Origin of the sequence: Burkholderia sp. MS389 (genome assembly GCF_016899425.1) — a bacterium.
Classification (GTDB): Bacteria; Pseudomonadota; Gammaproteobacteria; order Burkholderiales; family Burkholderiaceae; genus Burkholderia; species Burkholderia sola.
In genome coordinates, this window is record NZ_CP045995.1 from 2243394 (window position 1) to 2256715 (window position 13322).

The window sequence follows — 13322 nt, forward strand, 5'->3', positions numbered from 1 at the left end:
AGGCGCTAGACGCGCGCGCTGTCCGTCACGTGCACCGCGGGCCGCGACGCAACCCGCTTGATGAAGCGGTCGAGCGGCGTCGCATAGCCGCGTGCGATGACCGCACTCAATGCTGCCGACAGCGCCAGATAGGCGACCAGCAGCGCGAGCTTGTCGTCGCCATGCGTGGCAGACGGCGGCCAGAACGTGCGCAGCGCGCCGAGCACGATCAGATGGAACAGATACAGCTCGTAGCTGAGCCGGCCGCTCCAGCGCAGCGGCGCGAGCAGGCGGCCGTGAGCAGATGTGTGTTTCGCATGCGCGCCGATCAGCAGCACGGCCGTGCCGAGCGCCATCGCGGATACGCCGAGCACGTGGCTTTCGGCGATCGGCCACGCGAGATAGAGCGCCGTCATCGCCGTTGCCGCGAGCCATTGCACGGGCGCGGCCGCGAGTCCCTGCCAGCGCGCGCGTTCGGCGAGCAGCGCGGTGCAGCAGCCGATCGCGATGCCGTCGAAGCACGCGAAGTACGCGTACAGGAAGCCGCCTTCGTCGCCGGGATGCGTGTAGCGATACACGGGACCGGTCGCGGCAATCAGCAGCCAGAACGCGAACAGCCGCGTGTCGCGACGCAGCGCGATGCACAGCAGCGGAAACGACAGGTAGAACACCTCTTCGACCGACAGCGACCACAACACGCCGAGCGCGTAGTTGACCCATCCGTATGCGCCGATCAACACGTTCATCCAGAACGTGAGCGACGCCAGGTTCACGAGCCAGTACGACACGGCGATGCCCTGCGGCGCATGGTTCGTGAAGATCGGCACGCCGGCCGCCGCGAGGCCGTCGACGAGCGCGAGCAGCAGAAGCAGGCACGGGACGATCCGCGCAATGCGCGACACGTAGAACGCACGCACGTCGAGCGCACCGAGGCTGCCCCAGCGGCGGCGCGCATTGGACGCGATCAAGTAGCCCGAGATCGCGAAGAACATCGTCACGCCGTAGTTGCCGTTGCGCACGATTGCATGGACCGCGTCCCAGCCGAGCACGCGCGCGAGCGCGGTGTCGCGCAACGGATACGCGATGTTGAAGTGATGCAGCAGGACGAGCAGGATCGACACGCCGCGCAGCAGGTCGATGCGGGCATTGCGGGGACCGGCGCTCATTGTGGCCGGGCCGGTTCGGCGAGCGTCGGCAGCGCCGCGAGGAACGTGTCGCGCGAGCGCAGGCCCGCATTCGGCGTTTGCCGCTCGTCGTCCTGGATCAGGTTCGCGAACACCAGCGTGCGCGGCCCTTTCGTCGCCCAGCCGACGAACCAGCCGTACGCGTGCGCAGCATCGTACCTGGAGCCCGGCGAGCCGGTGCCGGTCTTGCCGTGCACGGTCCAGCCGCCCGGTTGCGCGTCGATCAGCGTGATGCGCTCGGTCATGTCGTATGCGTGTGCGCTGACGGGCAGCGTCCGCTGCGCGATCTTGCGCATGAACGCGACCTGTTCGAGCGGCGAGATCCGTAGCGACGAATTGACCCATGCGCCCATCACGCCGGGGAGTTCGCCCTGCTGGCTGGTGACGTCGGCGTTGCCGTAGCCGAATGCGCTCGTGTACTGCTGGAAGCGTCCTTGCCCGAGCGCCTGCGCGACCTGCTCCGAATACCAGAAGATCGACAGCTTCATCCAGCGCGCCGGGTCGGTCGGTTCGCGCCACGGCGCGCCGCCCCAGTCCGGGTAGCCGGCGTGGAAGTCGAGCGTGGGCGTGTGCGCGTCCTTCAGCACGCCGGCGTCGAAGCCCATCAGGCTGATGGCGACCTTGAACGTCGATGCCGGCGTCACGCGAGTCGTGCAGTCGCCGTGCTGCACGAGCATCTTGCCGGTGGTCGCGTCGGCGACGACGGTGCAGACGGGATGGGCGTGAGAGGACGCGGCGGCCAGCAGGCCGGCGAAGACGAACAGCGTGTCGCGCCAGTGTTTCAAGTGCAGCTCCTTGGAAAGCATGCGGAAGGTGTGCGGGATGGGCGGGAAGCGGGAGGAAGGCCCGTGCGCAATCGAAGCGACGGCCGGCATCGGAGATGAGGTCTATTGCAGCCGTCGGGATGGGCCACAGTGTATCGGCGGATCGCCGGCTGCTGACCTGTCATGGTTGACGGGGCACGCGTGCGGCCTTCGCCGTTACCGCGGCTGCGGTCAGGGGCTGCCCGTGGTTGCGACGCGTTACTGGTCCGGCTCCAACCCGAAGTGCAGGAGCGTTTCCCGGCGACAACGTGCTTCCGCGTCGGCTACCGAGATGACGCTCAGCGTGCTCTTCGATCGGTCGATCGGCCCCACGTCGAAGACTTTTCGTTGCGGTGGCGCAGGCGAGTGGAGAACCGGCAGGGTATCGCGCGCGACGGTAGCCGTATTTGAAGCATGCGTGTGTCCATCACGACGTTCGTGCGTGACGAGCCCGGCAATGAGTGGCTTGAACTGCGAGAAGCGAATGGGACGATTGGCGTTCGGCGCGCGACGGCGTCCGGCCGTGGGCTTCGTGATCCGGAATCCGGCGATTGAACGGTGTTTCTGAGTCATCCGTATATCCCTTTTTCGATCAAGTATCGTTGCAGCGCCAGGACGGACGCGCCATCAGGCACAACGTTGAACGTCATCACGCGATGCGATCCGGCCGCGCGCCAGAAGTCTCGCCCGGAGCGCGTCGCGTAAAGCGCACGCGGAGACCGAAGCGATCCGTCGGCCAGCCCGACCGGATAGCCCTGAAAATACTGGAACAATGCGGCCTCGTCGCCATGCGGGCCGGGAATGGGCGCATCGAAACCCAATCGTGGCCACGCGTAATACCCGCACAGCCGACGCCCACCGGGCTCGGGTGGCGCTTTACGGCCGCCTATTGCGAATGCGGTGATCCGCGCGATTTTCAACCTATCGCACGCCCTGACGATCCGCCACGGCATCGCCGCACCGAGCCCGACGACAGCGTTATCGGCGAGATCGACGGCCCCGAGTTCGGGTAGGGACGCGTCGTGGGTTTGAAGCACGGATACGCGGTTCTCCGATCGGATCAGTCCCGGATGGGTGACGGAGAATGTCAGTCGATTCGTGCTATCGAGATACACCTGAATATCCGACCCGGCAGGTGTGCCGCACAGCGAAACCGGCAGTTCGTCCGGCACGTCGCCGTCCAGGCCGAGGCGCGCGGCGATATCCAGATCGTTGCGATCGACCGTGAGCCGATCGTCGAAGTACGGCATCTCGTATGGCAGGACGCGACTGAGATCGACACGCTGGACGATCATGGCTGCAGGCGACGAGTGGAAAGCACCCAGCATATCGCCGCGAATCCGGCGGGCCGAGTCCACCAAACGGCTGATCGGCGTCGAAGGGATTGCCCGACGGCGCAAGCGCGACGTGCGGGGCGCGATCCCTGCACATGCATGCCGTTTTTTGCACGACCGACCCGTTTTTTTGCACGGCGTTGATACGGCCTCTTCTAAGCTGGGCATGTGTCGAACAGCCGAGACGGCCTCCGTCCGCGCCATGACGTTCATTCATCCCTTTCCCACGTTCGATGTCACCGGCCGCCGGTTGCGCGCCGGCGCGCCCGCCAACGTCGTGCCGTCCCCGCCGCCGCGCCCGCGCGTGCAACTGCCCGTCACGCTGACGGCCGACTCCGTCGACGCCGCGCACGCCCGGCTTGCCGCGTTGCTGCATTCCCCGCTCGGCGTGTACGTCGTCAGCGCCCGCGCCGTGCGCAACGTGATCCACGTGCAGTTCGACATCGCGCCGGAAGACCTGGATTTCGCGCTGCACACGCTGATCGCGCAGCAAGTCGACGCGGTGATCGGGCCGGTCGCGCGTCGACTATGCGTCCGGCCCGCCGTCCGTTGAATCGGGAACGGCGATTGCTCGGCTAATCCGCCGCCGACTCGCCCGCCGCCGTGCTGTCCGCCGGCTGGCGACGGCGGACGTTTGTGCGCTGCGTCGAACGCGGCGCTACCCCTGAACAGGGAGGGCCTATGTACCTTACGGAAGAAGTGCGTATTGCGCGCCCGGCTGCCCGTCGCGCGCATACCGCGGCGTTGCCGTCGGGCAGGCAGCTTGCCCGGCAGTTGATGGTGACGGTTCGCGCGGCGGACGTGCTGCTGCGCCAAGCGATTCGCGTGCCCGATCGCCATCAGTGGTCGGTCGACGCCGAACGCGTCGATGCGGCCGGCGGGCCGCTTGCCGCGTGGGATTCCCACGTGACGTTCCGCATCGTCAAGGCATTCGCGCCGGCGTTCGATGCGGACGCGTGCGCGGCCGACCCCGATCAAGCGGCGGTCGAGATCCGATTGTTTCTTCCCGAACAGGCTTACGTCGCCGAGCGGCGCATCGGCGTCTTCGGCCGACGGCACGGCCAGCGGTTCAGCGCGACGCTGTCGGTCACGTCAGGCTCGCAGTGGGGCGGCCGGCGCAGCGAGCACGTTCCGCCGGCCGGGCGGTACGTGCACGGCGACACGCTGGAAGCGCTCGTCGATACGGTCGCCGGCATCGTCAATGCGGCGTTGCGCGCGGCCGGGCATGGGTGACCTCGTGGCGAGCGGCCGCCGACGGGCTCACGCGTCGCCGGTCTGCCCGGTCTGCCGCTGCAGGTCTTCCATCAACTGTTCGGCGAGGAAGTCGCACGGCGGCCGTTTCGACTTCGTGCTGCGCGCGAGAATCAGCTCGAGCGGCGGCAGGTCGGGCAGACCGTGCGAGCGGCCGAGCATCGACAGTTGCGCGGGGATCGCGCAGCGGGCGAGCGGCGCGACCGCGAGGCCGGCCTCGACCATGCTGAGCAGCCCGAGCAGGCTCGGGCTTTCATACGACGTCCGGTACGGCACTTTCGCGCGTTCGAGGCTGCGGATCGCGTTCTCGCGCGCGACGCTGCCCGGCATGAACACCGCGATCGGCAGCGGCCGCTCCTCCCAGACGCGCGGCCCGTTCGTCATCGCGGCCCACGCCATCGGCTCGTGGCGGATGAAGTCGCCGGTGAGCCCCTTGATGCGCGTCCCGCAGACGAGATCGACGGTGCCCTCCTTGATCAGCGGCGCGAGCGCGCTGCTCGGCAGCCCCATCACCTGGATCTCGACCTTCGGGTAGGTCGCGGAGAATTTCTTCAGCACCGACGGCAGCAGCGACGACGCATAGTCGTCCGGCACGCCGATCACGACCTTGCCGGTCACTTCCGGCCGCACCACGGCCGCCCATGCCTCGTCACGCAGCGCCAGCATTCGCCTGGCGAACCCCAGCAACACCTCGCCCTCGCGCGTCAGCACGATGCTGCGCGGCTTGCGCACGAACAGCGGCCGGCCGATCGCGTCTTCCAGGCTCTTGATCTGCATGCTCACGGCCGACTGCGAGCGGTTCACGGCCTCGGCCGCGCGGGTCATGTTGCCGGTTTCCGCGACGGCGACGACGGTGGCCAGCACGTCGTGATCGAGCATCTTCATGGGTATCAGGAAAACTGAACGTAACGATCAGCATTATGCGTTTTTATTGTTGCTGTGTGTCTGCCATAGTGCGATCACGCTGGCGTTTCGCCCGAGGGGGCGCGGCGATCGGGCCGGACGATCCGGCGGGCGGGACTGAACAGGAAAGCGTGGTGAATCGATGATGGACCATCCGTTGCGCGCCGCACTGGCCGCGGAATTGCATGCCCGGCCGTTCCTGCGGCTCGCCGAAGCCGTGTCGCTCACGCATTACGCGATCTACGCGGACGGTCAGCCCGACATCCACGAAACGCTGCTGCACGCGCTGTGCCGCGAGACCGGCATCGACGCGCCGCACGAAGGCGCGACGCACTACGCGGTGCAGTCGCCGTGCGGCTGGCACCTGAAGTGGGAGCGCCACACCGAATTCTCGACCTTCACGTTCGTCGCGCCGCGTCGCGACACCGGTTATTTCGACGATCTCGCGATCGACGGCATTCCGGCTGCGTGGTTCGCGCGGCTCGCCGGTATCCGGTTCGTCGCGGTGCGGATGGAACTGCTGTCCGGCGACGCCGCGCGGCGCGTGTGCGGCGACCTGCGCCGCTGGATCGACGGGCCCGCGCTCGTCGGCAGCAACGTGCTCGGCGGCGGCAAGGTGTTCTGCGACTGGCACGTGCGCGACGACGGCTTCATGCGTTTTCTGGTGGTCGACGACGATTTCCGCGAGGAGCAGGGCGGCCGGCTGTTGCAGCGCCTGTACGAAATCGAAACCTACCGGATGATGGCGCTGCTGGCGTTGCCCGTCGCGCGCAGGATGAGCCGCGAGCTCGACGAGATCCATGCGGCGCTGCATGCATTGATGCAGCGGATGGACGCGAGCGGCGCCGATGGCGACGACACGGCGCTGCTCGTCAAGCTCACGCATCTCGCGGTGCGGGTCGAATCGTTGTCGGGATCGGGCGCGCGCTTCAGCGCGTCGCGCGCGTATGAAAAGCTCGTGCTGGCGCGCATCCACGAGTTGCGCGAGGAGCGTATCGAAGGGATGCCGACGATCGCCGAATTCATGGAGCGGCGCTTCGCGCCGGCGATGGAAACGTGCCGCAGCGTATGGGCGCGCCATGAACAGATCGCCGCGCGGATCGCACGCGCGGTCGACCTGTTGCGCACCCGCGTGAATCTCGCGCAGGAAAAGGACGTCACGCGGCTCTTGGCCGGCATGGAGCGCACCGCGCGCAACCAGCTTCATTTGCAGCACGCGGTCGAAGGGCTGTCGGTGGCCGCTATTTCGTACTACGTGCTGTCGCTCGCGACGGCGGCGTTCAAGGCATTGCACGTAATGAACCTGCCGGTCGACCCGGAACTGGCGGAAGGGCTGCTGATCGCGCCGGTCGTGTTCGCGGTGATCCACATCACGCGGCGCACGCGTGCGCAGCTTGCGCGGTCCGAGGCGGCGCATGACGGCGCGCCGGTGCCTGCGGCGGCGTTGAAGCAGGCTGGCTAGAACATCAACGACATATCAAGGCAAAGGAGTGGAGATGACTTTTTCGCGGAATCAAGCGGGGTTTTACAGCGGTTTCGATGCCGTGTTCGACGAGCCGGTGCCGAACGATGCCGGTGTGCCGGAAGCGGCGCGCGTGACGTCGTATCAGGCCGTGCTGCAGGAACCGATGACGTCGCTCGTCGGGAATACGCTCGATCGGCCGGAGGTCGCGGCGGTGGCGATTCTCGGGTACAACTGACGCGCGTTTCGTTCGCATCGTTTCGACATAACGCCGGCGTGTCATTCGAGCGAAACGCCGGACGTCCGAGCGGAACGGCCTTGTCTTCCGTTCCGTGTGACTGCATTCAGCCGGACGCCTTTTGCGCGTCGCACGAGCGCTGCCTTCCCTCTTCGATCTTTCCGCCCCTGTGCGAGCGCCAGTTCGACGAACGCACGCGCGGTCGCACTCCGATACGCGCCCTTGCGCTGCAACAGCACGGCCGTGACGATCGGCGTGATCGTCGTGAACCGGATGATGATTGCGCACGAGCGGTGCCGGATGGCCGACTTGAAGGCGACGTTCGCAGCGGCGCGAACGCATGACGCCCCGCGATATCGAGCGACCATCACGCGTCGCCACGGAGCATGACGACGCGCTATAGTCGTGCGACGCCGGTCGCAGATGCCCCACGCCCGGTGGTCCTTTCATGCACGTGTTCGCCTCGATGACAGCCCATCCCGACGTTACCCTTCAATTGACCGACACCGAGCAACCGGCCGCCCGAGACTTCATCAGCCGCAAGCTCGGCGAATTCAACCACGCGATGACGGGGCGCGCCGATACGGCGGCGCTCGACGTTTACGTGACCGACCCCGCGACCGGCGACGTATTGGGCGGTCTCACCGGCCGCACGTCGCTCGGCCTGTTCTTTATCGATCTGTTCTATCTGCCCGAATCGCTGCGCGGCGGCGGCTTCGGCAGCCGATTGCTGCGCGAGGCCGAAGTGGAAGCGAAGCGGCGCGGTTGCGCGCGTGCGGTGCTGTACACGATCTCGTTCCAGGCGCCCGATTTCTATCGAAAGCACGGTTACGAGACGTTCGGCGAAGTGCCGTGCGAGCCGGAAGGCGCGGCGCGCGTGTTCATGGTCAAATTGCTTTGAAGCGGTTCGCGTTGCGCGGCAAGCACGCTCGCGCAGCGCGAAAGTCGGCATCCGGGCGTCGGCATCGGGCGTCGGCATCGGGCGTCGGCATCGGGCGTCGGCATCGGGCGTCGGCATCGGGCGCGGGGCGGGCATCGCTGAATGCCCGCCCCGCGCCGGCGGGGACCGGCCTCGTACGAACCCGCACGGGGCGCATGCCACGCGTATCAGCAATGCTCCAGCGCGTACGACAGGTCGGCGATCAGGTCGTCCGGATGTTCGAGCCCGACCGACACGCGAATCAACCCTTCCGACACGCCCGCCGCTGCGCGCGCCTCGGCCGGCACGCCCGAATGCGTCGTCGACGCCGGATGGCAGATCAGCGACTCCGTGCCGCCGAGACTGACCGCGGACTTGAAGAGCGTCAGGTGGTTGATGAACCTGAATGCCTGCTCGCGGCCGCCGTCGAGGATGAACGCGAACGTCGAGCCGGGCCCGCTGCACTGACGCTGGTAGACGGCCTGGTAGGCCGGATCGTCGATGAGCTCGGGGTGCAGCACGCGCACCGGCCGATGCGGATTGTCGGCGAGCCAGCGCGCGACGGCGCTGCCGCTGCGCGCGGCCTGCTGCATGCGCAGCACGAGCGTTTCCATCGAGCGCGTGATCATCCACGACGAATGCGGGTCGAGCTGCGAGCCGAGCGTGCTGCGGAACGCGCGGATCTTCGTGATCAGGGCACGGGTGCCGGTGACGCCGCCGGCGACGAGGTCGCTATGCCCGCCGATGTATTTCGTCAGCGAGTACACGCTCAGGTCGATGCCCTGGCGCGACGGCTTCTGGTACAGCGGCCCGAGCAGCGTGTTGTCGCAGACCGACAGCGGGCGATAGCCGTGGCGTGCCTCGAACGCATCGATCTCGCTGCGCAGCCCTTCGAGGTCGAACAGCGCGTTGGTCGGGTTGGCAGGCGTCTCGATGTAGCACATCCGCACGTGCCCCTTCTGCACGGCGGCTTCGAGCGCGGCGCCGATCGCCCGGGTGGACAGCCCGTCGGCGATCACCTCGGAGCGAATGCCCCACTCGGGCAGGAACTTCGAGATCAGCGTTTCGGTGCCGCCGTATAGCGGCACGGACTGGACGACGCAGTCGCCCGGCCGCAGGAAGGTCAGCAGGATCGCGGCGATCGCGGACATGCCGCTCGACGTCACGACGGCGGCTTCGGAATCGTCGAGCAGCGCGAGGCGATCCTCGACGATCTCGAGGTTCGGGTGATTGAACCGGCTGTAGACGAGGCCCGCGCTTTCACCTTCGGGCAAAGGCTTGCGCCCGGCCACGACGTCGAAGAATTCGGCGCCGTCCTCTGCGGTGCGGAACGCGAACGTCGACGTGAGGAACACGGGCGGCTTCACCGACCCTTCCGACAGGAAAGGATCGTAGCCGTACGACATCATCTGGGTTTCGGGATGGAGTTCCCGGTCTGCAATCTTGCGCTTGTGGTAGTTGCGATAGGCCATGCAGTGCTCCGTGCGGGGTGGTGAGGAACGGCCGTTGCAGCGGTGGCATGACGCGTGCGGCGCCGGGTAGGCACCGTTTGTCGCGACCGCGTGTGGCGATACTACCCCGAAGGCGCTGCTTCGTGACGCACCCCTGACACTATCGTCAGGGTGCGGCCCGCCCGACGATCATGTCGTAGAGCGCACGCGCCGCGGGCGACAGTTGCGCATTCCTGCGCGTGACAAGCACGAGCGTGCGCGACACCGACGGCTCGACGAGCTCGATCGTGCGGATCATCGGATACGCGTTCTTCTGGATCGCAAGCTTCGGCACGACGGCCGCGCCGAGCCCTTCCGCGACGAGCCCGAGCGCCGTCGAACTGCGCTGCACCTCGTAGAACGAATGCAGCGACACGCCGCTCGTCTTCAGCGCGCCCTCGAGCAGCCCGCGATTGCCGCTCACTTCGCCGGCGAAGATCAGCGGATGCGGCTGCAGCGCCGCCCAGCGGATGCGCCGCCGCTTCGCGAGCGGGTGATCGTCGCGGCACACAAGTACGTAAGGATCGTGCGTGAGCGGCACGCTGACGAGTTCCGGGTGCTGGTCGCCGGCGATGCTGATGCCGAATTCCGCCTCGCGCCGCAGCACGGCCTGCAGCACCGACGCCGACGCGTGATCGAGAATCTTCACGCGATCGTGCGGCCGGCGCCCGGAGAACGCGCGCAGGATACGCGGCAGGTACTGCACGCCGACCGTTGGCACGCACGCGATCGTGACGTCGCCGCGCTGGCTCAGGCCCGTCTCGCGGATTTCGGTCAGCGCGTCCGACAGTTCGTTCAGCAGCCGGCGCGCCTGCGGCAGGAAACGTCGGCCGATCTCGGTCAGCGTGGTGCGGCGCGTCGTGCGTTCGACCAGCGCGACGCCGAGATACGCTTCGAGCTTGCGCAGCCGCTGCGTGATCGCCGTTTGCGTGACGTGCAGCGTATCGGCTGCCTGCCGGAAGCTGCCGCCGTCGGCGATCGCGACGAAAGCCTGGACACCGAGCGTATCGATCTTCATCAGAATTTTGAATCAATCACGATATTAAATTCATTTTACTGAAGGTCGCCGGCCGTCGCAGAATGCGCTGCATCGACGGCCCGTTGCATCTCGTGCGCGGATGCGCCGCCGCTCCCCTGTCGACAAGGAGATTCATCGTGACGCCCCCCCTCGATCAATATGCGAACCAGTACGTGCAGTTCGAGGACGAACGCACGCGGCCGGTGCGCGACCTGCTGGCTGCCGTGCCGAACACGCCGATCCACACCGCGATCGATATCGGTTGCGGGCCCGGCAATTCGACGGAAGCGCTGATCGCGCGCGCACCGGACGCGACGATCCATGGGATCGACGCGTCGGCGGACATGATCGCGGCCGCGCGCAAGCGCCTGCCGGCGCTGCGTTTCGACCTTGCCGATGTCGCCGCCTGGGACGATCCGGGCGGCTATGACCTGATCCTGTCGAATGCGGTGCTGCAATGGGTACCTGCGCACGACACGCTGTTCCCGATGCTCGTCGGCCGGCTCGCGCCGGGCGGCCATCTCGCGGTGCAGATGCCCGACAATCTCGACGAACCCGCGCACCGGCTGCTGCGCGAAGTCGCCGCGGCCGGGCCGTGGGCCGACAAGCTGAAAGGCGCGGCGCGCACCGAGCGGTTCGATGCGCGCTATTACCATGCGCTACTCGCGCCGCTGTGTTCGCGTGTGGACGTGTGGCGCACGATCTATTACCACCCGCTGCGCGGCGGCGCGGAGGCGGTCGTCGAATGGTTCAAGGGCAGCGCGCTGCGGCCGTTTCTCGCGGCGCTCGACGCGTCGGAACGGCGCGCGTTCGTCGCACGCTATCGCGACGCGCTCGCCGGGCCGAACGGTTATCCGGTACAGGACGACGGCACGGTGCTGCTGCCGTTTCCGCGCCTGTTCATCGTGGCGACGCGCAAGTAACGCGGCAATGCCCCAGCATTGACGCGACGGATCGCGGTGCGTCAGCGCACCGGCTGCACCGATGCCGGGTCGACCGTGCGGCTTCGCGCGATCTGCCCGTCGCGCAGGTCCTTGTACCAGAACAGTGCGACTTCCCCGGCATGCTCGCCACCGGCGTACAGGAAGCGATCGTGGCCGCCGAGCGCGAAGCCCGCGCGCGCATACGTCGAGCACGCGGCGACGTTGTTCGCCTGCGTTTCGAGCCGCATGAAGCCGAACCCGTAGCTGCGCGCCCACGCTTGCGCGGCCGCGAGCAGGAGCTGCCCGATGCCCTGGCGCCGGCAGTGGCGGTCGACGGCCAGTTCCGCGATCTCGGCCATGCCGTTCCAGCTTTCCTCGATCGCGACGAACCCGGCGAGCCGTTCGCCGGCCGTCGCGCGAAAGAGCGCCGTTCGGCCCGACGCTTCGCTCGCCCAGCCGGCCGGATCGAAGCCGTAGTCCTTGCGCCGCGCCGGCAGTGCGCGAAGATCGAGCAAGTCCTGATACGGCGGGTTCAATTCCCATGCGATGTCGAACGAGAAATCACAGCCGTCCAGTTCGTCGGCGGCAAGCGCGATCGCCGGTTCGATGCTGATGTGTTCGGCTTGATCCATAGGTCGGTGTCCTGTCTTCGCCGGGATGGCGTGATGGTATCCGTGATGCAATCGTCGGTGCGATGAATACGCGCCGCATCGCGTCCTTGTCGTTGCTTCGTTCATTGCGCCGGGACGCCGACGCAGCGGCTCGGGTCAGCGCGGGATGGCCGGCGGTGCGCCACCGTTGTGCGATCCGGCGGCGGGGAGCACGGCGGTGGCCGAACTCCACGCGGCGAGTTCGCGCTTCGTGCGTACGCCGAGCTTCGCGAATGCGCGCTTCACGTACGACTCGGCCGACGCGACGCGCACGCCGAGAATGTCGGCGGTTTCCGGCACGGTCTTGCCGGAGAGCAGATGCTTGCAGGTTTCGTATTCGCGTTTCGACAGCTTCACGCCGTCGGCCGCGAGCCGCGCATCGAATTGCGCGAGCGGATGGACGTCGGGCGTCGCGTGCGCGATGCGCCGCGCGGCGGTGGTCGACGCATGCAGTTCGAGCAGCGGAAACAGCATGTCGCTGATGCTGCGGAAGCGGTTCATCTCGGCGAGCGTGAAAGGCGGCCGGTCGCGGCCGCGCTCCAGCGCGATCGAATGCTGCGAATAGCGGGTGCCGCGTGCGAGCACGCATTCATGCCCGATATGCACGTCGTCGAACAGCCGCTGGCGGAATTCGCCGGGCGGGATCGCCGCGATGTCGCGCACGACGAGCATCGTGCCGGTCTTGCCGCGCAGCCCCGCGAACAGCGGGTCGCTGTCGAGAAAGCGCTCGTAGTAGAGCGTCATCACGTCGGAGATTTCGGTGGACGCGGCGCCGATGCCGCTGCTGCCGATCCATTCGCAACGGTAGCCGGTGGGCATCGTGCCGTCGACGCGCGAGCGTTCGACGTGCGCGACGTCGAGCGGCACGATGTCGTTCAGCAGTTGCGTGAGGCGCGGCACGAAGTGCGGCGTGCCGACCGTCTCGATCAGGTCGCCCAATGCCTTGAACGACACGTTGAGGCAATCGTCGTCGCGATGGATGGAGTTCACGTTGAGCAGCATGCGGTTCCGAAGGGCCTGTTCCGCCCGTGACGCGCGTTCCATTGATACGAAAAAAGAAGGTGTTGGGCGACCATGGGAAGGGCCATCCGTTCGCTCCGTAGAACGTCGCGTGTCACCCCGAAGCGGGCATACCGGGGAAGTGTAAACGAGTCACTGGCCTTCGCCG

At 67.2% G+C, this 13322-nt stretch carries 15 protein-coding genes; 6 read left to right on the forward strand and 9 right to left on the reverse strand.

Features of this window, described 5'->3' with window-relative positions:
- Positions 1 to 5: 5 nt before the first annotated feature.
- The 4 genes from GJG85_RS26420 to GJG85_RS26435 all read right to left on the reverse strand — a co-directional run bounded on the left by GJG85_RS26420 (position 6) and on the right by GJG85_RS26435 (position 3261).
- Positions 6 to 1145 (reverse strand): acyltransferase, encoded by a 1140-nt coding sequence (locus GJG85_RS26420; RefSeq protein ID WP_124631814.1) that lies wholly within the window; start codon positions 1143 to 1145, stop codon positions 6 to 8.
- The gene (blaOXA, locus tag GJG85_RS26425; RefSeq protein ID WP_124631813.1) at positions 1142 to 1948 is read right to left on the reverse strand and encodes an OXA-1043 family class D beta-lactamase; all 807 of its coding nucleotides are present in this window, start codon (positions 1946 to 1948) and stop codon (positions 1142 to 1144) included. Before blaOXA ends, GJG85_RS26420 begins: the two co-directional genes overlap by 4 nt.
- A 237-nt stretch (positions 1949 to 2185) precedes the next feature.
- Positions 2186 to 2539 carry a hypothetical protein gene (locus tag GJG85_RS26430; RefSeq protein WP_124554315.1) on the reverse strand — a complete coding sequence of 118 codons (354 nt, stop codon included), beginning with the start codon at positions 2537 to 2539 and terminating at the stop codon, positions 2186 to 2188.
- A complete protein-coding gene (locus tag GJG85_RS26435; RefSeq protein ID WP_204384000.1) occupies positions 2536 to 3261 on the reverse strand; it encodes a hypothetical protein in 726 nt (241 codons plus the stop codon). The genes GJG85_RS26430 and GJG85_RS26435 overlap by 4 nt, the downstream gene beginning before the upstream one ends.
- 241 nt (positions 3262 to 3502) lie before the next feature.
- Here GJG85_RS26435 and GJG85_RS35315 point away from each other — a divergent pair, with 241 nt between their 5' ends.
- Both GJG85_RS35315 and GJG85_RS26445 read left to right on the forward strand, forming a co-directional pair.
- Complete coding sequence (locus GJG85_RS35315) at positions 3503 to 3853, forward strand: hypothetical protein (RefSeq protein WP_050017652.1); 351 nt, start codon at positions 3503 to 3505, stop codon at positions 3851 to 3853.
- A 128-nt stretch (positions 3854 to 3981) separates the two neighbouring features.
- Positions 3982 to 4533 (forward strand): hypothetical protein, encoded by a 552-nt coding sequence (locus GJG85_RS26445; RefSeq protein WP_050017653.1) that lies wholly within the window; start codon positions 3982 to 3984, stop codon positions 4531 to 4533.
- Positions 4534 to 4560: 27 nt separating this feature from the next.
- On the opposite strand, the gene GJG85_RS26450 is transcribed toward GJG85_RS26445, so the two are convergent.
- A complete protein-coding gene (locus GJG85_RS26450) occupies positions 4561 to 5436 on the reverse strand; it encodes a LysR family transcriptional regulator (RefSeq protein ID WP_027782171.1) in 876 nt (291 codons plus the stop codon).
- A gap of 160 nt (positions 5437 to 5596) precedes the next feature.
- Here GJG85_RS26450 and GJG85_RS26455 point away from each other — a divergent pair, with 160 nt between their 5' ends.
- From GJG85_RS26455 to GJG85_RS26465, 3 genes are all read left to right on the forward strand, one after another.
- Positions 5597 to 6916, forward strand: a complete 1320-nt coding sequence (locus tag GJG85_RS26455) for a DUF3422 domain-containing protein (protein WP_124631812.1) — start codon at positions 5597 to 5599, stop codon at positions 6914 to 6916.
- A 34-nt stretch (positions 6917 to 6950) separates the two neighbouring features.
- Positions 6951 to 7154: a hypothetical protein gene (locus GJG85_RS26460; protein WP_050017655.1), complete on the forward strand. Its 204-nt coding sequence runs from the start codon at positions 6951 to 6953 to the stop codon at positions 7152 to 7154.
- 466 nt (positions 7155 to 7620) lie between these two features.
- Positions 7621 to 8055 carry a GNAT family N-acetyltransferase gene (locus GJG85_RS26465; protein ID WP_050017693.1) on the forward strand — a complete coding sequence of 145 codons (435 nt, stop codon included), beginning with the start codon at positions 7621 to 7623 and terminating at the stop codon, positions 8053 to 8055.
- A 206-nt stretch (positions 8056 to 8261) separates the two neighbouring features.
- Here the strand turns inward: GJG85_RS26465 and GJG85_RS26470 are convergent, their stop codons facing one another.
- Together GJG85_RS26470 and GJG85_RS26475 are read right to left on the reverse strand one after the other, a co-directional pair.
- Positions 8262 to 9545: a cystathionine gamma-synthase family protein gene (locus tag GJG85_RS26470; RefSeq protein ID WP_089488965.1), complete on the reverse strand. Its 1284-nt coding sequence runs from the start codon at positions 9543 to 9545 to the stop codon at positions 8262 to 8264.
- Between the two features lie 145 nt (positions 9546 to 9690).
- Entirely contained in the window at positions 9691 to 10581 is an 891-nt protein-coding gene (locus GJG85_RS26475; RefSeq protein WP_089488966.1) for a LysR family transcriptional regulator, read from the reverse strand.
- A gap of 137 nt (positions 10582 to 10718) precedes the next feature.
- Here GJG85_RS26475 and tam point away from each other — a divergent pair, with 137 nt between their 5' ends.
- Positions 10719 to 11504, forward strand: a complete 786-nt coding sequence (gene tam, locus GJG85_RS26480) for a trans-aconitate 2-methyltransferase (protein ID WP_204384001.1) — start codon at positions 10719 to 10721, stop codon at positions 11502 to 11504.
- A 41-nt stretch (positions 11505 to 11545) separates the two neighbouring features.
- Here the strand turns inward: tam and GJG85_RS26485 are convergent, their stop codons facing one another.
- On the reverse strand, positions 11546 to 12136 hold the full coding sequence (locus GJG85_RS26485) for a GNAT family N-acetyltransferase (protein ID WP_089488967.1): 591 nt from the start codon (positions 12134 to 12136) through the stop codon (positions 11546 to 11548).
- A 135-nt stretch (positions 12137 to 12271) separates the two neighbouring features.
- Positions 12272 to 13156: a helix-turn-helix transcriptional regulator gene (locus tag GJG85_RS26490; RefSeq protein WP_089489697.1), complete on the reverse strand. Its 885-nt coding sequence runs from the start codon at positions 13154 to 13156 to the stop codon at positions 12272 to 12274.
- Positions 13157 to 13322: the final 166 nt, after the last annotated feature.